The following is a 20,447-nucleotide window of genomic DNA, read 5'->3' as shown; positions in this document are numbered from 1 at the left end:
ACGCTATTATTCCAAAATATGACAAAAGCTTTCCTGTCCTTTATCTTTTCTTTGTTTCTCTTTAATAATTTTCAGGCACAAACTGCCAAATCATTTTTATACAAAGGCACTATTGACGGAAAAATAACAGTAACATTTTATATAAAAGAAGAAGAGAATCCTTGTACAGCTGACTTAATGTATACTTCTATGTATCGTTACGACAAATCCGGAAGCTGGATACAATTAGACATTACTCAAAATAAAAAAAATAAAAATCAATTTGTATTAGTCGAACATGGATTTTCAGGAGTTATGATTTTGAAGAAGGAAGGAACTAATTTTAATGGGATATGGATAAGCCCTGACAGTAAAAAACAATTGAAAGTAACGCTGAAAGAAGTCCGTATGACCAAAAAAGAAACTGAAAGTTACGAGGATAAAATGGAGAAAGTAAATTATGAAAATAACGATTGTTAAACGACCGTTATTTTCATAGCTTCAAAATTTATTTCAATTTCCTCTCAGATTCGCTAATCTGAATATCATTGATACTCGCAAATCTTTTTTGCATCAGTCCGTTGGCATCAAATTCCCAGTTTTCATTGCCGTACGCCCTGAACCAATTTCCTTCAGCCGTTTGATATTCATACTCAAAACGTACCGCAATACGGTTTTCAGTATGCGCCCAGTATTCTTTCTTCAATTTATAATGCAGTTCTTTCTTCCATTTTTCAGTTAAAAAAGAGACTATTTCTTCTCTGCCATTTATAAAATGATCGCGATTTCGCCATTCACTTTCAACAGTATATGCTTTTGAAACCCGTTCCGGATCCTTACTGTTCCAGGCATCTTCGGCCATTTGTATTTTTTGAAGTGCCGTCTCTAAAGTAAAAGGCGGCAATGGTAATTTCTGTTCCATATTTTAATTAACAATTTTTCCGTTTTTATATTTATTTTTTCCGTCTTCCCAAACATCATTTTCAGAAGTCCTTGTGAAATTTTTTGGATCTGCTTTTTCAACAACAACATTTTTATAAAACACATTTTTGTCATCTTTAGAGTAATCCTGAGAGATAATTTCAAAACCTGAAATAACAGCACCAATTATTTTTTCGCCATCATGATAGATATTTTTCTTGTCTTTGCAGTAGCCGTAATCTAATCGCTCAAAAGATTCAATATCAATTTCAGGATATTCTGTTCCTTTGTAAATTAAGGTGTCATTCACGACTATTGTAAAATAATCAATTTCTTTTGTGTTTCTAATGGTTTCGAAAGTATGAAGCGTAAACTCCTCTTTCGTAAAAGCAGAAACAACAGCATTTCCTATTTGAACGTATGTATCATTAATAATTTTGATTACACCTTCCATTCTTTTGTGTTTTCGAATGACTTCATTCACATCATGCGCATACATGCCATCGTCCCTTTCATTAATAATTGAATAAATAAAATTCGCATCAACGGCTAATGCATCATTTAAAGGTTTGAAAGTAGCCGGATCTCCCTCTATTTTTTTACTTCTGTAGAAAACCGCATTAGAATCCTTAAACCAACTCATGCGTTTATGATCCGGAAGTGATGGATCAAGCAGCTGATAACTTTTAGGGTCTGCTCCTGCTATAATTCCTAAAAAATTATATTCTTTTCCGTTGGTAGTATAAACATGATTTTTATCCTTAATAATTCCGGAAGCATCTATCTGAAAAGTCGCATAATCAACAGTTTGTTTCCTTCCTTTCCAGAAAACGTTCTTTTTATCTTTTCCAAAATCCCTGTTTATAGGCTGAAAAGATTCAACATCAGCATCAGATTCATAATATCCCAACTCGAACCAGTTTCCCATTGGCGAATGCACAATTATATTTTTTCTGTAATGGTAAAAATATGAGTCGGAGAGTTTGCTGTTTACCGGGTCTCCTATTCGGAATAAAAAATATCTTATTCCTAAAAATCCCAGAACGACTATTGTTAAAATGATCAAAAAAACTTTCATACCTTTTAAAGACCTAAATATACTTTCTGTAAAACTAAGTATTTTATTGTTATTTTTTCATGGCTGATTTTTCTTCAAAATAATAATTGAAATTTAAAATACTTGATTATGGACATTGTAATCAAAAACTAACAATTTCCCAACAAAGTACTGTTATTTTTAAAATTAAACCTTTAAAAACTCATTTCAAACTCCTTAAATTCGTAATTTTACATTTCAACCTACAGCTATTCCAAATGAATCCAAACATCGAAACAAATCCATTATTAGAAAGATTGCCAAAACATTTAAAGCAATTCATCAAGCCTCAGGATTATGGTGATTACACACCTATTAACCAGGCGGTTTGGCGGTATGTGATGCGTAAAAATGTAGATTATTTGTCGAAAGTTGCACATCATTCGTATCTGGATGGTTTGAAAAAAACCGGAATCGAGATTAACTCTATCCCGAGCATGTATGGTATGAACCGAATCCTGACCGAAATTGGCTGGGCAGCCGTAGCCGTTGACGGGTTTATTCCGCCAAATGCTTTCATGGAATTTCAGGCTTATAATGTTTTGGTTATCGCTTCAGATATCAGACAATTAGAACATATTGAATATACGCCAGCACCGGATATCATTCACGAAGGTGCAGGCCACGCTCCTATTATTGCAAATCCTGAATATGCTGAATATCTGCGTCGTTTTGGAGAAATTGGATGCAAAGCGATTTCATCTCATAAAGATTATCAGATGTATGAAGCGATCCGACTGCTTTCAATATTGAAGGAAGCAGAAGATACACCTCAGGAAAAAATCGATGAAGCCGAAAAAGCAGTTGCAGATTTACAAAACAATATGGGCGAGTTATCTGAAATGGCTCAGATTCGAAATTTACACTGGTGGACTGTTGAATACGGGTTAATCGGAACGGTCGAAAATCCTAAAATTTACGGTGCAGGACTGCTTTCCTCAATTGGTGAAAGCGCCTGGTGCATGACCGATAACGTAAAGAAAATCCCTTATGATATTTCGGCTGCAAATCAGAATTTTGACATTACACAGTTACAGCCTCAATTATATGTAACGCCAACTTTTTCACATCTGAGTTTGATTTTAGAAGAATTTGCCAATAAAATGGCCTTAAGGACCGGAGGACTTTCGGGAATTAAAAAACTGATTCAGTCAAATGCTTTGGGAACAATTGAACTGAGTACGGGGTTACAAATTTCGGGTATTTTTACTAATGTCATTGAAGAAGAAGGAAAACCTGTTTATATTCAGACAACAGGAAAAACAGCCTTATCCTACCGTGAAAAAGAATTGGTGGGTCACGGAACCTTAACACATCCGCATGGATTTGGCAGTCCGATTGGAAAACTAAAAGGTTTCAATCTGGCAATTGAAGATATGAGTCCAAAAGATTTGCAAGCGTACCGAATCGTAGAAAGCGAAACTGTAAAACTGGAATTTGAAGGCAATATTATGGTTGAAGGCGAAATCATAACCGGCTCCCGAAATTTACACGGAGAAATTATTCTGATCAGTTTTAGAAATTGTACCGTAACACACGGCGAAACTATTCTGTTTCAGCCGGAATGGGGAAATTACGATATGGCTATTGGCAAAAAAGTAGTTTCGGCATTTTCAGGTCCAGCCGATGTAAATAGTTTTGACCTGATTAATAATGTTCCTAAAACGACAACAATCAAAGCAAAACATACAGAGGAGCGTGATGATCTGGAAATTTTATATTCGACTGTCCGAAACATTCGGGATAATAAAGATTCTAAATCTGAACTTAAAGCTGTTTTTGAAAAACTAAAAAAAGATCATCCTGCTGATTGGTTACTTTCTGTTGAAGTTACAGAACTTTTAAAAGATTCTGACGAGAAACAGCTTTTACAAGAAGTATTAGTTTATCTGGATCAACTGAAAGAAAAACGTCCTGAAATTGCACATTTAATTTCAGGCGGACTGGATTTAATTTTTGATAAAGAAGCGGTTTAAAAATATCCAATTAAAACACAAATTTCACGAATTAACACTAAATGAATCTGTGTTAATTCGTGAAATTTGTGTTTTAATTTATTTCTAAAGTTTCAAATCCTGATTAAACTCACTCTCGGATTCAATAGTTTTTCCATTGTATTGTAATTTCCATCCCATTGAATTGGTCATGATTAAAATCTTGGACAATTCGCTTATTAATCGGTTTTGAGCATTTGTTTTGAGTGTCGATTTGTCGATTTTTTTAGCCAGATTCGCTTTTACCGATTTGTTAATTTTATTGTAATCGTCTCCGGTAAAAGGATTCAGCTTACTCTGCTCCACATCATAAAACTGAATATCCGGATTAATTGTAATTTCTTCCTTCGGAATATTGAGAATGGTAATTGTTTTATTCTTCTCATCAATATCATATTTCATTTTATGCAAATCGTAGGCAACCGTAACATTTGCATTTACAACAACAAGCGCTTTTTTTTCAAAAGAAATCATATCCATCAAATACTTTTCCTGGTTCTTATACGTGATAACTTCAGAAAAATGCCCTTCTGTAACAACCAGTTTACCTACATTCAGAATTTGTTGCTGAATCAGATTGGTGTTATACTCAATCGTTGAGTCATCATCTTTTTTAAATTCACAGTATTTAAAAGCAAGTATTACTAAGATGATGATTCCGGCTCCGGCTAAGATTCTTTTAAGCATAATTTCGATTTAAATAATATAGCTAATTTAATGTTTTTTAAGAAGAATACCCGAGCTATTTCTGAAACCTTTTTGATAAAATAAATAGCAAACATTGGAATTATGTAAGATTAACCTTTTTTTACATAACCCCACAAAAAGCCTTTCTTTTAAATTTGTGAAAAATGAATTTAACCTGCAAAATTAAAATGTCATGATTGAAAAAATTAAAGAATTGCCGCCGAATATGATTGGCTTCAAAACAGCCGGAAGTATTATTAAAGGAGATGTTGATTTTGTTACTTCAGAAGTGAAACTTTTAATTGATGACACTCCCAAACTCAACTATTTACTATTTTTTGACAATTCTCCAACCGATTTTACTTTAGGAGCCTGGCTGCACGAAGCATTACTGAGCATAAAAAATCTTAGCAAATGGACACGCGCTGCGATTGTAACAGACTGCCAGAGAATGATAAATTTCACTAAGGTTTTCAATAAAATAATGCCAGGGGAATTTAAAGGTTTCAAAAAAGAAGATTACTTACTGGCTATTGACTGGACCGCAGAAAAAATTGATTTAGATTAAAAACTTACACATGATATAAAACTAAAAAGTGGCCCAAAATGAGCCACTTTTTTTATAAAAAATTATCGATTTACTTATTATTCAATTCATCGATTACTTCTTTGGTCAACTGCAGGCTTTTCAATTTAGCCTGATGATCAAAAATTGGACTGGTTATCATCAACTCGTCAATTCGGGAATAATCAATAAACTTTTTCAAATCTGCTGCAAGTTGCTTTTTACTTCCCACAAATGAACATGCAGTCATCTGATTGACATGAAAACGCTCTTCTTCGCTCATAATGTCGTCAAGGGAATCTACAGGCGGCTGAAGTCCTTTACGGTCATTTCGAATTAAATTCAAAAACATTTGATACAAACTTGTCGACAGTTTTTCGGCTTCTTCATCTGTATCGGCTGCAATAACATTTACACAAGCCATCATTTTTGGTTTATCCAAAACTTTTGAAGGCTGGAAATTATTACGATAAAATTCGAATGCCTGATACATCTGGCGTGGCGCAAAATGTCCTGCAAAAGCATACGGAAAGCCATAAGCTGCCGCCAAAGAAGCACTTTCCATACTGGAACCTAAAATCCAAATTGGTACTTTTGTTCCCTCAGCAGGAAAGGCACGCACTTTTGCTGTAGCATTTTCTTCCGAAAAATATTCCTGTAATTTTGATACATTTTGCGGAAACCGCTGTGCCTGTTCGAAGAAATCTTTTCGAATAGCTTCAGCAGTCGGCTGATCCGTTCCGGGAGCTCTCCCCAAACCTAAATCAATTCGGCCCGGATACAATGTTTCTAAAGTTCCAAACTGCTCAGCTACGATTAGAGGAGAATGATTAGGAAGCATAATTCCGCCGGAACCTACGCGAATGTTTTGTGTCTGACTAGCGACATATCCAATTAAAACCACAGTTGCCGTGCTGGCCACATGTGCCATATTGTGGTGTTCGGCAAGCCAAAACCTTTTGTATCCTAAAGTATCTGTTAATTGTGCAATTTCTTTTGTTTTATTTAATGTTTCTGCTGCATTACTGTCATTGTTGATAATAGCGAGTTCTAATATGGAGAGTGAAATCGGATTTTTCATGTAAATAAATATCTTTTTACAAAATTAATCCATTTAAAATGAAAGCATAAATTCTGCGATGTTAATTGAATTATAATATTTTAATTCAAGTAAAAAAGAAGTAACTCAAATGATTTTAAACCTAACTTTGTATTTCAAAATCCAATGCTGCTTTTAGCTTTATCATCAAATGGCACACAAAATTTTAATTATAGACGACGAAGAAAAACTGAGAAGTCTTTTGGTACGAATTATAAAATCAGAAGGATTCGAAGTCTTTGAAGCCAAAGATTTAAAATCGGGTTTTAAAAAATTAGAACAAACTGATATTGATGTTGTTTTGTGTGATGTAAAACTACCCGATGGAAATGGAGTTGATTTTCTACAAAATATAAAAAACAGTTTTCCCTTAACAGAAGTAATTCTCCTTACTGCTTTCGGAAATATTCCAGATGGCGTTCAGGCGATGAAAAATGGCGCTTTCGATTATATTGTCAAAGGTGATGATAACGATAAAATTATTCCGCTTCTGTATAAAGCTGTCGAAAAAGTACAATTGCAGAAAAAAGTACAGCAGTTAGAAAAACGCATCAACGACAAATATTCTTTTTCTACTATTATTGGTAAATCTAAAGGAATTGAACAAGTTATTGATCTTGCTCAAAAAGTGGCCAAAACCGATTCGACTGTTTTATTGACAGGAGAAACCGGAACAGGAAAAGAAGTTTTTGCACAGGCGATTCACGAGAATAGTAATCGTACAGGAAAATCTTTTGTGGCTTTGAACTGCAGTACTTTCAGCAAAGAAATTCTGGAAAGCGAACTTTTTGGTCATAAACAAGGTGCTTTTACGGGAGCTTTAAAAGATAAAAAAGGATTTATCGAAGAGGCCAACGGCGGGACTTTATTTCTGGATGAAATTGGCGAAATGCCGATTGATCTTCAAGCCAAATTATTACGTGTTTTAGAAACCAGCGAATATATTCCGGTTGGAGACACCATTCCTAAAAAATCAAATTTCAGGTTAATTGCGGCGACAAACCGTGATTTAAAAGAAGAAAGCGAAGCGCATCGTTTCCGTTCTGATCTATATTTCCGCTTGAATATTTTTGAAATCAAACTGCCCTCTTTACGAGAGCGAGTTAAAGATATTCCGCTTTTGGCGAATTATTACGTTAAACAGTTTGCAGCAAAAACAAATAAAAAGGCATTACAGATTGGTGATGATTTTCTTCAGAAATTAGAAAATTATTCTTGGCCGGGAAATATCCGCGAACTTAAAAATGTGATCGAAAGATCGGTTATTTTGAGTAACGGCGATATTTTAACTGCAGATGTGCTGCCTTATGAAATGCAGCATCAAGCTGAAAATAATTCAAAACCAATGTCGGCGTTCTCTATGCAGAGTGTTGAGAAACTACACATTCAAAAAGTTTTAAATTATACGAAAGGTAATAAAGCAGAAACGGCTCGATTGCTGGAAATTGGAATTGCGACTTTGTATAGAAAATTAGAGGAGTACAATATTCAGCCGTAATCCTGCAAGGTTTTCAAAACCTTGTAGGTTTAAATATTTTTGAAATACTTAAACTATAATATAGAATACCTACAAGGTTTTAAAAACCTTGCAGGAAAGGTAACAACCTTATCATTTCAATAAAAGCTTATCAAAATGATAGGCTTTTTTTATGGCTAATTTTTGGCATAAAAACCCATTTCTTTTATTTACAACACTTTACACACAACTTCATTTTTTCGGAACATCTTTTGGCATAAGGAGGAAGAACAATAAAAATCCTTCTCATGAAAAATCAAGTTACCTCAATCTATAAACAAGCGGAACGGTTTGCCGAGATTACTAAAAAATCAATTATCTGCGGTAATATCGTTCGGGCTAAAAAATGTCTGGCTCTTGCTGAACGGTTATTTAATACTGGAAGTATGGAAACTAAAAATGCCATTTCAAATGTGTATGTTTTCTCTGTTTCCTCTTTTATGGAAATGCGCCACTGTAATATTTCACATCTTTTCCCGCAAACACTTAAAGCAGAATACATCAAACAGGTTAATGCCTCTGGTGTTTAATCTAAAATCTACATTATAAAAATCTAAAATTATGATCACCATTCTTCTTCTCGCTTTGGCAGTTTTATTATTTGCTATTTGTTTTCTGTCAGTTGAATTCTTTGAAAAAATCTAAATCATGACCGCACTATTTATTATTTCAATCGCCGTTTTCGCCTATTTGATTTATGTACTAATCAAACCCGAAAAATTTTAAAAATGAAAAAATCAAATTATAAAAATAAAAACACACCATTATTATATGCGTGCGCAGCCTGGGCGTTAGCCTTCATAGTGCTGGTTCTATTTTTATAAATGCAAAAAAATAAAATAATTTCTAACAAATAAAATATGAATACAGAATTAATAGCTGTTATAGGAGTTTTTCTCTTGACGATTGTTCTGGCAATTCCATTCGGAAAATATATTGCCAAGGTTTTCTTAGGAGATAAAACAATTCTTGACCCGATTTTCAATCCAATTGAAAAGCTTATTTTTAAAATTAGTGGTATCAACCCTAATGAAGAGATGAACTGGAAACAGCATCTAAAAGCACTTTTGAACATCAACCTTCTTTGGTTTTTTATCTGCTTTTTCGTTTTACTTTTCCAAGGATCTTTACCACTGAACCCGGATAATAATCCGTCAATGACACCCGATTTGGCTTTTAATACTGCCATTTCATTTTTAGTGAACTGTAACTTACAGCATTATTCTGGCGAAAGCGGTCTTTCATACTTATCACAGATGATGCTAATGTTTCTGCAATTTGTATCAGCAGGAATTGGAATCGCTGCTGCTGTGATGGTTTTCGTTGCAATGCGCGAAAGAACAACAGACAAACTTGAAAACTTTTATAATAATTTAGTTAAAAGCTGTACTCGTATTTTACTTCCTCTTTCTGCAATTGTAGCAATTGCATTAGTTTTTAGCGGAACTCCTATGACTTTTGAAGGAAAAGATGCTATTACCACTTTACAAGGTGATCAAGTTGAAGTTTCAAGAGGACCAGCTGCAGCTTTTATAGCTATTAAACATATAGGTACAAACGGAGGCGGATTCTTCGGAGCTAACTCAGCACATCCATTAGAGAACCCAACTTATTTCACCAATGCTGTTGAGCTTTGGGCACAGATGATTGTTCCGTTTGCAATGATCTTTGCACTTGGATTTTTCTTAAACAAAAGAAAATTATCTTATATCATTTTTGGAGTCATGACAGTTGGATTCTTACTCTTGGTAATTCCAACAATGACTGCCGAAATGAATGGAAACCCTGCTATTGAAAAAATGGGAGTTTCTCAATTAACCGGAGCGATGGAAGGAAAAGAAGTTCGTTTTGGTCCAGCCATTTCAGGTTTCTGGAGCATTGCCACAACGGTAATTTCTACAGGATCTGTAAACAGTATGCACGATAGTTCGATGCCAGTTTCTGGAGCAATGCAGTTATTAGCCATGATGGTCAATGCTTTTTATGGCGGATGCGGTGTGGGTTACCTTAACTTTTACATCTTTATTATTCTTGCTGTATTTATCTCTGGTTTAATGGTTGGTCGAACTCCTGAATTTTTAGGAAAGAAAATCGAAGCTCGGGAAGTAAAAATTGCTGCTTTTATTGCCATCATCCACCCATTATTGATTTTAGCTGGAACTGCTTTAGCTTCTTATTTTGCTGCTCATGATACTGCAATGGGTTACTGGTTCAGTGGCAACGCGACAGGCTGGTTAAACAATCCTGGAAATCATGGCTTCTCCGAAATGTTATATGAATATACTTCGAGTGCTGCCAATAACGGTTCTGGTTTTGAAGGTTTAGGCGATAATAACCCGTTTTGGAATATTACAACCGGAATTATTTTGCTGTTAAGTCGTTTCATTCCGATTATCGGACCTCTTGCGATTGCAGGTTTATTAGCCAATAAAAAATACATTCCTGAAAGTGCTGGAACTCTAAAAACGGATACGACTATTTTCGGAATCATGACTTTTGCCGTGATCGCTATTATTGCTGCTTTATCCTTCTTTCCAGCTTTGGCGCTTGGACCTCTGGCAGAATACTTTACACTAAAATAACAACTCATTTTTCAATGCTTAAATTATTTTAAACACATAGAAACATAGATTTTTTCTTTCCCTAAAAAAGGATAAAGCAAAAGGAACTAGTTTCTAACACATAGTTGAAATAACAAATTGTTCATTTCTATTTTAAATATAGCCCGTGGTTTCAACCACGGGAAACGAATTGCGGGACAAAGATGACATATACGTTGCGTCCCAGCGGTTTAAACCGCTGGCTATGTTTCCATCCTATGTCGATATTATTTAGACGCATAACATCTAACAAATAACATTTAACTTTTTACAAGAAAATGACAACTAATAAATCCACATCATTATTTGAAAGTCAGCAGGTAAAAGAAGCCTTTGTGCAATCTTTTGTAAAGCTGAACCCAAAATTGATGATTAAAAATCCAGTAATGTTTACTGTAGAAATTGGAACTGCCATTATGTTTGCAGTCTGTATTTCGATCTTAATGGGTGCCAGCGATCAGGGAAGTTTGGCTTACAACATTGTTGTCTTCCTTATTTTATTTGCTACACTTTTGTTTGGAAATTTTGCCGAGGCTATTGCCGAAGCTCGAGGAAAAGCACAAGCCGACAGTTTAAGAAAAACCCGTGAAGAAACTCCTGCAAGACAAATTTTACCTAACGGCGAAATTAAAAACGTAAGCTCTTCAACCTTAAAAAAAGATGATATTTTCATTTGCGAAGCTGGCGATTTAATTGCTGCTGATGGAGAAATTATCGAAGGACTTGCTACTATCGACGAAAGTGCTATTACAGGAGAAAGTGCACCAGTAATTCGTGAAGCTGGCGGTGATAAATCTTCTGTTACAGGAGGGACAAAGGTACTTTCGGATAAAATCAAAGTACGCGTAACTTCTGAGCCAGGCGAAAGTTTCTTAGACAAAATGATTGCTTTGGTTGAAGGTGCGAGCCGTCAGAAAACACCAAACGAAATTGCTCTGACTATTTTATTGGCAGCATTTACTTTAATCTTTATCATTGTCTGCGTAACCTTAAAACCTTTCGCAGATTACGCCAACGCTCCTATTACAATTGCTGCTTTTATTTCACTTTTTGTATGTTTGATTCCAACAACAATTGGAGGTCTTCTTTCAGCAATTGGGATCGCGGGAATGGACAGAGCACTTCGTGCCAACGTAATTACCAAATCAGGAAAAGCGGTTGAAACTGCTGGAGATATTGATGTATTACTTTTGGATAAAACAGGAACGATTACAATCGGGAACCGAAAAGCAACTAATTTTTATCCAACGAAAGGAATTTCTTTTGATGATTTTGTAAAATCGGCTGTTTTGAGTTCGCTTGCCGATGATACTCCGGAAGGGAAAAGTATTCTCGAATTAAGCGAAGCAATCGATGTGAAAAGTGAAACGAAAGCAAGCAGCTTAAAAAATACTTCTGAAATTTCCCAAACCATCAAATTTACTGCTGAAACGAGAACTTCTGGCGTAATCTTAAAAGATGGAACAAACATTCGAAAAGGTGCTCAAGACGCTGCCAGAAAAATTGCTGAACAAGCTGGAAATGTTTTCCCTAAAGATACCGCTGATCAAGTAGTGGCCATTTCTTCTAATGGAGGAACACCTTTGGTAGTCATTAAAAACAACGAAATTCAAGGTGTTATCGAACTTCAAGATATTATCAAAACTGGAATGAAAGAACGTTTTGAGCGCTTACGCCGAATGGGAATCAAAACCGTAATGGTTACAGGAGATAATCCTTTGACAGCTAAATTTATTGCTGAAAAAGCGGGTGTTGATGATTTTATTGCTGAAGCTAAACCAGAAGATAAAATGAATTACATCCGAAAAGAACAAGCGGAAGGCCGTCTAGTTGCGATGATGGGTGACGGAACAAACGATGCTCCTGCCCTTGCACAAGCCAATGTAGGTGTTGCCATGAACAGTGGAACTCAGGCGGCTAAAGAGGCTGGAAATATGGTCGATCTTGATAATGATCCAACCAAATTAATTGAGATCGTCGAAATTGGAAAACAGCTTTTAATGACTCGAGGAACTTTGACTACTTTCTCAATTGCCAATGACGTTGCTAAATATTTTGCCATTGTTCCTGCTTTGTTTATTACTGCAATTCCAGCGCTTCAAGGTTTAAATATCATGCATTTGCATAGTCCTGAAAGTGCTATTTTATCGGCTGTGATTTTTAACGCGATTATCATTCCGATTTTAATTCCGCTGGCGCTGAAAGGTGTTGATTACCGACCAATTGGAGCAAGTGCCATCCTGAAAAGAAACCTTTTAATTTATGGTTTAGGGGGAATTATTGTTCCTTTTATTGGGATTAAAATTATTGATTTGATTGTTGCACTATTTATGTAAAAAAAAGGTGCTAAGGTTCTGAGATGCTAAGGTGCTAAGTTTTTCTTAGTCTCTCAGAACCTTAGTTCCTTAGAACCTCTAAAGTAAAAAAAATGAAAAATATATTCTCACTTATAAAACTTACAGTAGCATTACTATTGTTATTCGTCGTTATCTACCCTTTAGCCATTTACGGGATAGGGCAGCTGTCTCCAAATCAAGGAAAAGGAGAAACTATCACCGTTAACGGCAAAGTTGTCGGTTATCAAAAAATCGGACAAAAGTTCGACAAATCTAATTATTTCTGGGGAAGACCTTCGGCTGTAGATTACAATGCAGCGGGAAGTGCCGGAAGCAACAAAGGCCCAAGCAATGCCGAGTATCTGGCTTTGGTTCAAAAAAGAATTGATACACTTTTATTGGTTCACCCCTATTTAAAGAAATCGGATATTCCTTCTGATATGGTAACCGCTTCAGGAAGTGGTTTAGATCCGAATATTTCGCCGCAGGGCGCTTTGATTCAGGTAAAACGCATTGTTAAAGAGCGAAAACTGGATGAAGCTAAAGTAAAAGCTTTGGTGGAATCTAAAATTAATTCGGCTGTTGTCGGCCCTGAAACGGTGAATGTTTTGGAGTTGAATGTGGCGCTTGATCAGTTGAAATAAAGGTTCAAAGGAACAAAGCGACAAAGGTTCATAGGTTTTACTTGCGTATTCTTGTCATTTCGACGGAGGAGAAATCTTCGCAAGTAGCTCCGCAAAGAATGTCAATCTATGTCGACTTAGCAACGAAGATTTCTCCTTGCGTCGAAATGACAAACAGAACGGAAACTGGAATCGAAAACTAAATTCTACAATTAATACCTAACAGGTTTTGGAAACCTGTTAGGATATAAATCTATAATAATACAAAAACGCCTTTTTACCCCAAATGCCCTAGCCCCGATAGTAGTGGAAATCCTTTTTCTGGTCTCGTTAAAAAAACGAGACCAGAAAAAGATTGAAACGGATAGCGGGATTAGCTCCTAAAAAATCTACTTAATAAATAATTGAATACCACAAAAATGAAAAAAATACTATTTACTGCTTTAATCGCTTTTGGTTTTAGCAATTTACACGCACAAGAGGAATCTAAAAGTCCGTTTACGTTTTCGGGATATGTAGACGTTTATTACAGCTACGATTTTGGAAAACCTGAAAATCATACTCGACCAGGATTTTTTTACAGTTATAATAAAAGCAATGAAGTGAACCTGAATTTAGGAATGGCGAAAGTGAATTATTCGACAGAAAATGTTCGCGGAAATTTTGCGCTTATGGCTGGAACTTATCCGCAATACAATATGTCGGCAGAACAGGGTTTACTGCAAAATGTTTATGAAGCGAATGTTGGAGTTAAAATCTCTAAAAATCATAATTTATGGATCGATGCTGGAATTATGCCATCACATATTGGTTTTGAAAGTGCAATTGGAAAAGACTGTCAAAATTTAACCCGAAGCATTCTGGCGGAGAATTCACCATACTATGAAGCGGGAGTAAAAATTGGCTACACGTCTGAATCTGGTAAATGGTATTTGGCCGGAATGTATTTGAACGGCTGGCAGCGAATTGAAAAAATTGAAGGTAATCAGACACCGGCTTTTGGAACTCAGATTACTTTTAAACCATCTGATAATGTGACTTTAAACTGGAGTACTTATGTTGGAAATGAACAGCCGGATCTAGATAAAAAATGGCGCTATTTCAATAATTTCTACGGACAATTTAAAGTAGCCGAAAAAGTAAACTTAACGACTGGTTTTGACATTGGCTCTCAGCAATCGGCTAAAGGAAGCGAAAAATATGATGTCTGGTTTTCTCCTGTAGTAATTCTTCAATACAAACCAACTGATAAAATACAGCTGGCTGCAAGAGGTGAATATTACAGCGACGAAAAAGGCGTAATCATCGCGACAGAAACACCAAACGGATTTAAAACGTACGGATTTTCGGCTAACTTTGATTACTTAATTACTGATAATGTTATGTTTAGAATTGAAGCAAGAAACCTATCAAGCAAAGATGAAATTTTCACAAAAAACAATCAGCCAACAGATACGAATACGTTTGTAACGACTTCTTTGGCGATTAGTTTCTAATTATGTGAAATGTTTTCTGTAAAATGTGAAATGTATTTTCCAACCATTTTACATTTTACAGAAAACTTCTTACTATCAAAACATGGAAAACGAAAACAACGCACAGCATTTTCTGGATTTGATTCAGAAATCACGGAAAGGAAAGTTTAAAATCTACATTGGGATGAGCGCTGGTGTGGGCAAAACTTTTCGTATGCTTCAGGAAGCGCATTCGTTATTGAAAAACGGAATCGATGTAAAAATCGGCTACATCGAAACGCATATGCGGAAGGAAACGCATGAACTACTTGCAGGTCTTCCGATTATTCCGAGACGGACTATTTTTTATAAAGGAAAACAGCTCGAAGAACTCGACGTACAGGCAATCATCAATCTCAGACCTGAAGTGGTTATTGTAGATGAATTGGCGCACACTAATGTTGAAGGGAGCAAAAATGAAAAACGCTGGCAGGATGTTTTGGAAATTCTGGATGCGGGAATTAATGTAATTTCGGCAGTTAATATTCAGCATATTGAGAGTTTAAATGAGGATGTAAAACGAATTACCAATATTGATGTTCAGGAACGAATTCCTGATAATGTTTTACGATTGGCAGATGAAGTGGTCAATATCGATTTGACCTCCGAAGATTTGATTGCACGTCTGAAAGAAGGAAAAATTTATACACAGGATAAAATTCAGACGGCTTTAGCGAACTTTTTTAAATCGGAACAGATTCTGCAATTGCGTGAACTGGCTTTAAAAGAAGTGGCGAGTCAGGTGGTTCGAAAAGTAGAAAGTGAAGTTCCGAATCTGCATGCTTTACGACATGAAAAATTACTGGCCTGCATTAGCAGTAATGAAAAAACAGCCAAAATTATAATTAGAAAAGCGGCACGATTGGCGAGTTATTATAACGGTTCTTGGTATGTTTTGTATGTAGAAACGCCAAAAGAAAGCAGTAACCGAATTGCGCTTGACAAACAAAGACATTTAATTAATAACTTTAAACTCGCTGTACAATTGGGTGCGGAAGTTATTAAAGTGGAAAATTCAAATATTACGAATGCTATTTTGACAGCTGTAGAAGAAAAACAAATTACAACGGTGTGCATCGGAAAACCACATTTTAATTTGTTTAAAGTAATTTTGTCTACAACAATTTTCAGACGTTTGCTAAACAAGTTGTCTTTATCAAATGTCGATCTTGTGATATTGTCGTGAAAAAAATTTTTAAACCATATAAGTTATATAAGTTCATTTAAATTAGGAACGTTGAATTTTAACCGCAAAGAGCGCAAAGCACACAAAAATTAGAAAAAAACTTTGCGTCCTTGCGACTTTGCGAGCAAAATACTCTTGCGAACTTTGCGTAAAACTTTGCGCTCTTTGCGGTAAAAAAAAGTAACTCTAATATTTCCTTATATAACTTATATGGTTCCAAAAAAAATAAATGTTTTATAAAATGAGAATTAAAACCAAATTGAATCTGGGTGTTGGATTGTTATTTTCAATGATCATTATACTTTCGCTGGTTAGCGGCTATTCTGTTTTTTTGATAAAAGCAGACACGGAGAATATTCTGAAAGCGAATTATAATACACTTGAATATTCCCGAAATATGATTTTGTCTTTGGACGAAATTAAAGCCAGCCCTGATGGTAAGATTTCTGTTTTCAAAGAATATCTTGAAAAACAAACCCAAAATGTTACCGAACCTGGAGAAAAAGAAGCCACAGCGAACCTTGAAAAAAACTTCGCCCTTTTAGAAAAAAATGGTTCAAATGAGACATTAAAAGCACAAATAAGACAGGATATTTTTGCTATTATGAAACTGAATCTCGATGCCATAAAACAGAAAAGCGATATTGCAAAACTTACTGCCGAAAATGCCAATTTATGGATTGCTATTGTGGGCACTTTATGCTTCTTAATTGCTTTTAACCTATTGGTTAATCTTCCGAATAATATTGCGAATCCGATAAAAGAATTGACGCTGAGTATTAAGGAAATTGCGAATAAAAATTATTCCGAACGCGTGCATTTTACGAGTCATAGCGAATTTGGAGATTTGGCAAAATCGTTCAATACGATGGCGCAGAAACTTCAAGAATATAATGACAGTAATTTGTATAAATTATTCTTCGAGAAGAAACGCCTTGAAACGCTTATTAATAATATGAATGATCCGATTATTGGTCTGGACAATGAGAATATTGTTTTGTTTGCCAATGATGAAGCCCTCAAAATTATTGGTTTGAAACTGGAAGATGTTATCGGAAAATCAGCTTCGGAACTGGCCTTGTCAAATGATTTGATTCGTTCTCTGATTTTAAAAGAAAACTCAGATACTCCTAAAAAGCAGCCTCTGAAAATCTTTGCTCACGGGAAAGAAAGTTATTTCGAAAAAGAAATTCTAAACATCACCATAGTTCCAACTGGAGAAGAAAAAGAAATCAATATTGGCGATGTGATTATTCTGCGAAATATTACGCTTTTTAAAGAACTGGACTTTGCCAAAACCAACTTTATTGCCACCGTTTCACACGAATTAAAAACGCCAATTGCCTCTATAAAACTAAGTCTTCAATTACTTCAAAATGCCAAAACTGGCGATATGAACGACGACCAGAAACAGTTGGTCGAAAGTATAAAAGACGACAGTCAGCGACTGCTGAAAATTACAGGTGAATTACTGAATTTATCACAGTTGGAAACAGGGAATATTCAGCTGAATATCGAAAAAAATAATCCGCATCAAATTGTACATTATGCTGTTGAAGCGGTAAAAGTACAAGCCGATCAAAAACAGATTAAGTTAGTTGTTGATGCTGATGAAAACCTAACCGAAGTAAAAGCCGACAGCGAAAAAACAGGCTGGGTTTTGATTAATTATTTATCAAATGCGATTCGGTATTCGTCTGAAAAAAGTACGATTCTCATCAAACTGAAAAAAGAAAATAACCAAATTGTGTTTCAGGTTATCGATACCGGAAAAGGAATTGATACACGATATAAAGACCGCGTTTTTGATAAATATTTTCAAGTTCCGGGAAGTCAGAAATCCGGTACGGGATTAGGTTTAGCAATAAGTAAAGAATTTATTGAGGCACAAAATGGAAATGTTGGGGTTGAAAGTAATTTGGGATTGGGAAGTACGTTTTGGTTTTCATTGAAAGTGTGAATTATTTAACATGATTTTGAAAATAAATCTTTAATTTTGAGTATTAAAAAGTATTTGACATGGACATAACTGCGCAAATAAAAGAGAATTTAATCTCAAGAATTAGAGATTCTAAAGACATGAACTTTTTAAAAGCACTTCAAACTATTTTTGATTCTTCTGAACAGTCTTTGTATGAATTAAATTCTGAACAACAAACTTCTATTGAAACAAGCCGAAATCAAATCCAAAAAGGTGAATTTCACAAAAATGAAGATGTAATTTCAGAAATGAAAGAATGGCTAAAAAAGAAATAGTTTGGTCCAATCTTGCTAAACTTGAACTTTCTAATGTTCTGGAATTTTATGTTCTCAGAAATGGAAATTCGGATTATAGCTCAAAAATTCTTGAAGAAGTTGAAGATTTATTAGAAACTCTATCTAATAATGAATTGATTGGAAGACTTACTTCTAATAAAACTACTCGTGTTATTCCAATGAAAACCTATTTACTCTTCTATGAAATCAATAATGATAGAATAGAGATTATATCGTTTTGGGATAATCGTCAGAGTAAAGAAAAGAGAAAAGTACAAGTTTCTTAAAACTTCTATTTATTATATGCTTAATCAAAAAATGCCCTGCTAAAAAACAAGGCACTTTGTAATCAATTTATACTAAATTAGTCTGTCGGTTTGGTCAAATAATAAACCGGAATTCCCAACAACATTATAAAAATTCCCCAGCCACAAGTTGAGAATTTTGTGATTAGCAGCGAAACACTAATTGCCGAAGCTAATACAATATACAATAATGGTAAAAACGGATAACCAAATGCTTTATATGGTCTTTCCGCCTCCGGCATTTTTTTACGTAATACAAAAATTCCGTAGATCGTTAAGATGTAAAATATCAAAACGATAATAATTACGAAATCTAACAATGCACCGTATTTACCTGTAAGACACAAAACCGAAGCCCATATACATTGTGACCATAAAGCCCAGGAAGGAACACTAAACTCATTAAGCACAGCTGCTTTCTTAAAAAATAAACCGTCTTTTGCCATTGTATAATACACTCTGGCACCCGCCATAATCAATCCGTTATTGCAGGCAAAAGTCGAAATCATAATCATTATGGCAATAACCAAAGTTCCGATATCACCAAAAATATATTGTGAAGCCACTACTGCTACCCTGTCTGATTTTGCTGTTGCAATTTCATCCATTGGAACTACCGCCAGATACATCAGGTTTGTCAGCACATAAATAATCGTAACGATAAAAGTTCCTAAAAACAAACTTAGACCCACATTACGTTTTGGATTTTTAATTTCACCGGCAATAAAAGTTACTCCAACCCAGGCATCACTTGAGAATAATGATCCTACCATTGCAGCAGAAATACCTGTTATTAAAGCTTTTCCACTAATTGGAATCCAGGAAGCATTATCCACATTATATGAATGGGGTGTCCAGGCCGCAGTCCAGTTGGCATCCCAAACAGAGGCTTTTGCCGCAAGTGTTAATCCAAAAACGATTAAGCCCAGCAATGATAAAATTTTGATAATGGTTAAAACGGTCTGAAGAACCTTCCCGTTTTTCACTCCTCGGCTATTGATATATGTTAATAAAATGATCGTAACAATCGATACGATTTGTGCAGCATTCAGTTTAAAATCTCCCAATTCAAATAAGATATTTTCGTCACTAAGAGGTTCATAAAGATACGCTGCAAATTTTGAAAAAGCCACACCTACAGCAGCAATTGTCCCGGTCTGAATCACAGCAAAAAAGCTCCATCCATACAAAAAAGCTATCAATTTATTGTATGCTTCCTTAAGGTATACATACTGCCCTCCGGCTTTTGGGAACATGGCACTCAGTTCGCCATAACTCACAGCTGCGATAATAGTAATTAATCCCGAAACCAGCCAAATTAATGTCAGCCATCCTGCTGAACCTACCTGCCTGGCAATATCGGCACTCACTATAAATATTCCGGAACCAATCATAGAACCTACCACAAGCATGGTCCCGTCTAGTAATCCTAGTTCTCTCTTAAAATTTTCCTGGTTGTTTTCCTGCATTATTTTTGGTTTTTTGGTTGGTTAAAGATATACTTTTTTCTGAAATCCCATATTTTTTATAATACACATTTAAGGCAGTTGATTTTTTGGGCGTATCCCTGCGGGTCGGGCTATCTACTTTATCTTTTATGGTAAACCCCACCATAAAAGGATGTCGTTCCTATCCCTTACGTAAACCCTGGTTTCATAAGAACAATACCCTTTTTTAACATATCAAGATAATTACAAGAAAAATGACTTTCTAAAAACATCTATTCAAGCACTTAAATTTTAACAAGAAAAAAATACTTATTATTGAGTC

At 35.2% G+C, this 20,447-nt stretch carries 19 protein-coding genes; 14 read left to right on the top strand and 5 right to left on the bottom strand.

Translation table 11 applies throughout. The features are described from left to right. Window positions 1-18: 18 nt before the first annotated feature. The gene (locus GWR14_RS18685; protein WP_163410640.1) at window positions 19-459 is read left to right on the top strand and encodes a hypothetical protein; all 441 of its coding nucleotides are present in this window, start codon (window positions 19-21) and stop codon (window positions 457-459) included. A gap of 28 nt (window positions 460-487) precedes the next feature. Here GWR14_RS18685 and GWR14_RS18680 read toward each other — a convergent pair whose 3' ends face one another. Together GWR14_RS18680 and GWR14_RS18675 are read right to left on the bottom strand one after the other, a co-directional pair. Further along, complete coding sequence (locus GWR14_RS18680) at window positions 488-901, bottom strand: nuclear transport factor 2 family protein (RefSeq protein ID WP_163410638.1); 414 nt, start codon at window positions 899-901, stop codon at window positions 488-490. A 3-nt stretch (window positions 902-904) separates the two neighbouring features. Then, on the bottom strand, window positions 905-1,978 hold the full coding sequence (locus tag GWR14_RS18675; protein ID WP_163410636.1) for a DKNYY domain-containing protein: 1,074 nt from the start codon (window positions 1,976-1,978) through the stop codon (window positions 905-907). Between the two features lie 236 nt (window positions 1,979-2,214). Here GWR14_RS18675 and GWR14_RS18670 point away from each other — a divergent pair, with 236 nt between their 5' ends. Beyond that, entirely contained in the window at window positions 2,215-3,972 is a 1,758-nt protein-coding gene (locus tag GWR14_RS18670; RefSeq protein ID WP_163410634.1) for an aromatic amino acid hydroxylase, read from the top strand. 84 nt (window positions 3,973-4,056) lie between these two features. Here GWR14_RS18670 and GWR14_RS18665 read toward each other — a convergent pair whose 3' ends face one another. Next, entirely contained in the window at window positions 4,057-4,677 is a 621-nt protein-coding gene (locus GWR14_RS18665; RefSeq protein WP_163410632.1) for a DUF4230 domain-containing protein, read from the bottom strand. Window positions 4,678-4,870: 193 nt separating this feature from the next. Between GWR14_RS18665 and GWR14_RS18660 the strand changes: the two genes are divergently transcribed. After that, window positions 4,871-5,245 carry a SpoIIAA family protein gene (locus tag GWR14_RS18660; protein WP_163410630.1) on the top strand — a complete coding sequence of 125 codons (375 nt, stop codon included), beginning with the start codon at window positions 4,871-4,873 and terminating at the stop codon, window positions 5,243-5,245. Between the two features lie 70 nt (window positions 5,246-5,315). Here the strand turns inward: GWR14_RS18660 and GWR14_RS18655 are convergent, their stop codons facing one another. After that, a complete protein-coding gene (locus GWR14_RS18655; RefSeq protein WP_163410628.1) occupies window positions 5,316-6,323 on the bottom strand; it encodes an LLM class flavin-dependent oxidoreductase in 1,008 nt (335 codons plus the stop codon). 169 nt (window positions 6,324-6,492) lie between these two features. Here GWR14_RS18655 and GWR14_RS18650 point away from each other — a divergent pair, with 169 nt between their 5' ends. From GWR14_RS18650 to GWR14_RS18600, 11 genes are all read left to right on the top strand, one after another. Then, entirely contained in the window at window positions 6,493-7,839 is a 1,347-nt protein-coding gene (locus GWR14_RS18650; RefSeq protein WP_163410626.1) for a sigma-54-dependent transcriptional regulator, read from the top strand. A gap of 266 nt (window positions 7,840-8,105) precedes the next feature. Further along, the gene (locus GWR14_RS18645; protein ID WP_163410624.1) at window positions 8,106-8,387 is read left to right on the top strand and encodes a DUF7674 family protein; all 282 of its coding nucleotides are present in this window, start codon (window positions 8,106-8,108) and stop codon (window positions 8,385-8,387) included. Window positions 8,388-8,505: 118 nt separating this feature from the next. Continuing rightward, on the top strand, window positions 8,506-8,583 hold the full coding sequence (gene kdpF / locus GWR14_RS18640) for a K(+)-transporting ATPase subunit F (RefSeq protein ID WP_163410733.1): 78 nt from the start codon (window positions 8,506-8,508) through the stop codon (window positions 8,581-8,583). A gap of 134 nt (window positions 8,584-8,717) precedes the next feature. Continuing rightward, entirely contained in the window at window positions 8,718-10,439 is a 1,722-nt protein-coding gene (gene kdpA, locus GWR14_RS18635) for a potassium-transporting ATPase subunit KdpA (protein WP_163410622.1), read from the top strand. A 296-nt stretch (window positions 10,440-10,735) separates the two neighbouring features. Beyond that, window positions 10,736-12,793 (top strand): potassium-transporting ATPase subunit KdpB, encoded by a 2,058-nt coding sequence (gene kdpB, locus GWR14_RS18630; protein WP_163410620.1) that lies wholly within the window; start codon window positions 10,736-10,738, stop codon window positions 12,791-12,793. A 92-nt stretch (window positions 12,794-12,885) separates the two neighbouring features. Further along, window positions 12,886-13,437: a K(+)-transporting ATPase subunit C gene (locus tag GWR14_RS18625; protein WP_163410618.1), complete on the top strand. Its 552-nt coding sequence runs from the start codon at window positions 12,886-12,888 to the stop codon at window positions 13,435-13,437. A gap of 398 nt (window positions 13,438-13,835) precedes the next feature. Further along, a complete protein-coding gene (locus GWR14_RS18620) occupies window positions 13,836-14,912 on the top strand; it encodes a porin (protein WP_163410617.1) in 1,077 nt (358 codons plus the stop codon). 82 nt (window positions 14,913-14,994) lie between these two features. Then, complete coding sequence (locus GWR14_RS18615) at window positions 14,995-16,116, top strand: sensor protein KdpD (protein ID WP_163410615.1); 1,122 nt, start codon at window positions 14,995-14,997, stop codon at window positions 16,114-16,116. 241 nt (window positions 16,117-16,357) lie between these two features. Continuing rightward, window positions 16,358-18,076, top strand: a complete 1,719-nt coding sequence (locus GWR14_RS18610) for an ATP-binding protein (protein WP_163410613.1) — start codon at window positions 16,358-16,360, stop codon at window positions 18,074-18,076. 59 nt (window positions 18,077-18,135) lie between these two features. Then, the gene (locus GWR14_RS18605) at window positions 18,136-18,372 is read left to right on the top strand and encodes a hypothetical protein (RefSeq protein ID WP_163410612.1); all 237 of its coding nucleotides are present in this window, start codon (window positions 18,136-18,138) and stop codon (window positions 18,370-18,372) included. Further along, window positions 18,354-18,659, top strand: a complete 306-nt coding sequence (locus GWR14_RS18600; protein ID WP_163410610.1) for a type II toxin-antitoxin system RelE/ParE family toxin — start codon at window positions 18,354-18,356, stop codon at window positions 18,657-18,659. Before GWR14_RS18605 ends, GWR14_RS18600 begins: the two co-directional genes overlap by 19 nt. Window positions 18,660-18,736: 77 nt before the next feature. Here the strand turns inward: GWR14_RS18600 and GWR14_RS18595 are convergent, their stop codons facing one another. After that, on the bottom strand, window positions 18,737-20,146 hold the full coding sequence (locus GWR14_RS18595) for an APC family permease (RefSeq protein WP_163410608.1): 1,410 nt from the start codon (window positions 20,144-20,146) through the stop codon (window positions 18,737-18,739). Between the last annotated feature and the right edge of the window lie 301 nt (window positions 20,147-20,447).

The sequence above is a fragment of the Flavobacterium ajazii genome, assembly GCF_010614725.1.
Lineage (GTDB): Bacteria > Bacteroidota > Bacteroidia > Flavobacteriales > Flavobacteriaceae > Flavobacterium > Flavobacterium ajazii.
The sequence above is the reverse complement of the archived record's forward strand: the minus strand, read 5'-3'. Positions and strand labels throughout refer to the sequence as shown.

What these genes read in the sequence shown, in the direction of transcription:
- GWR14_RS18650 (WP_163410626.1), top strand. Translation starts at nt 6,493, where the DNA reads ATGGCACACAAAATTTTAATTATAGACGACGAAGAAAAACTGAGAAGT.
- GWR14_RS18660 (WP_163410630.1), top strand. Translation starts at nt 4,871, where the DNA reads ATGATTGAAAAAATTAAAGAATTGCCGCCGAATATGATTGGCTTCAAA.
- GWR14_RS18685 (WP_163410640.1), top strand. Translation starts at nt 19, where the DNA reads ATGACAAAAGCTTTCCTGTCCTTTATCTTTTCTTTGTTTCTCTTTAAT.
- kdpF (WP_163410733.1), top strand. Translation starts at nt 8,506, where the DNA reads ATGACCGCACTATTTATTATTTCAATCGCCGTTTTCGCCTATTTGATT.
- GWR14_RS18610 (WP_163410613.1), top strand. Translation starts at nt 16,358, where the DNA reads ATGAGAATTAAAACCAAATTGAATCTGGGTGTTGGATTGTTATTTTCA.
- GWR14_RS18655 (WP_163410628.1), bottom strand. Translation starts at nt 6,323, where the DNA reads ATGAAAAATCCGATTTCACTCTCCATATTAGAACTCGCTATTATCAAC.
- GWR14_RS18670 (WP_163410634.1), top strand. Translation starts at nt 2,215, where the DNA reads ATGAATCCAAACATCGAAACAAATCCATTATTAGAAAGATTGCCAAAA.
- GWR14_RS18680 (WP_163410638.1), bottom strand. Translation starts at nt 901, where the DNA reads ATGGAACAGAAATTACCATTGCCGCCTTTTACTTTAGAGACGGCACTT.
- GWR14_RS18600 (WP_163410610.1), top strand. Translation starts at nt 18,354, where the DNA reads ATGGCTAAAAAAGAAATAGTTTGGTCCAATCTTGCTAAACTTGAACTT.
- GWR14_RS18675 (WP_163410636.1), bottom strand. Translation starts at nt 1,978, where the DNA reads ATGAAAGTTTTTTTGATCATTTTAACAATAGTCGTTCTGGGATTTTTA.
- GWR14_RS18620 (WP_163410617.1), top strand. Translation starts at nt 13,836, where the DNA reads ATGAAAAAAATACTATTTACTGCTTTAATCGCTTTTGGTTTTAGCAAT.
- GWR14_RS18625 (WP_163410618.1), top strand. Translation starts at nt 12,886, where the DNA reads ATGAAAAATATATTCTCACTTATAAAACTTACAGTAGCATTACTATTG.
- GWR14_RS18665 (WP_163410632.1), bottom strand. Translation starts at nt 4,677, where the DNA reads ATGCTTAAAAGAATCTTAGCCGGAGCCGGAATCATCATCTTAGTAATA.
- GWR14_RS18595 (WP_163410608.1), bottom strand. Translation starts at nt 20,146, where the DNA reads ATGCAGGAAAACAACCAGGAAAATTTTAAGAGAGAACTAGGATTACTA.
- kdpA (WP_163410622.1), top strand. Translation starts at nt 8,718, where the DNA reads ATGAATACAGAATTAATAGCTGTTATAGGAGTTTTTCTCTTGACGATT.
- GWR14_RS18645 (WP_163410624.1), top strand. Translation starts at nt 8,106, where the DNA reads ATGAAAAATCAAGTTACCTCAATCTATAAACAAGCGGAACGGTTTGCC.
- GWR14_RS18605 (WP_163410612.1), top strand. Translation starts at nt 18,136, where the DNA reads ATGGACATAACTGCGCAAATAAAAGAGAATTTAATCTCAAGAATTAGA.
- GWR14_RS18615 (WP_163410615.1), top strand. Translation starts at nt 14,995, where the DNA reads ATGGAAAACGAAAACAACGCACAGCATTTTCTGGATTTGATTCAGAAA.
- kdpB (WP_163410620.1), top strand. Translation starts at nt 10,736, where the DNA reads ATGACAACTAATAAATCCACATCATTATTTGAAAGTCAGCAGGTAAAA.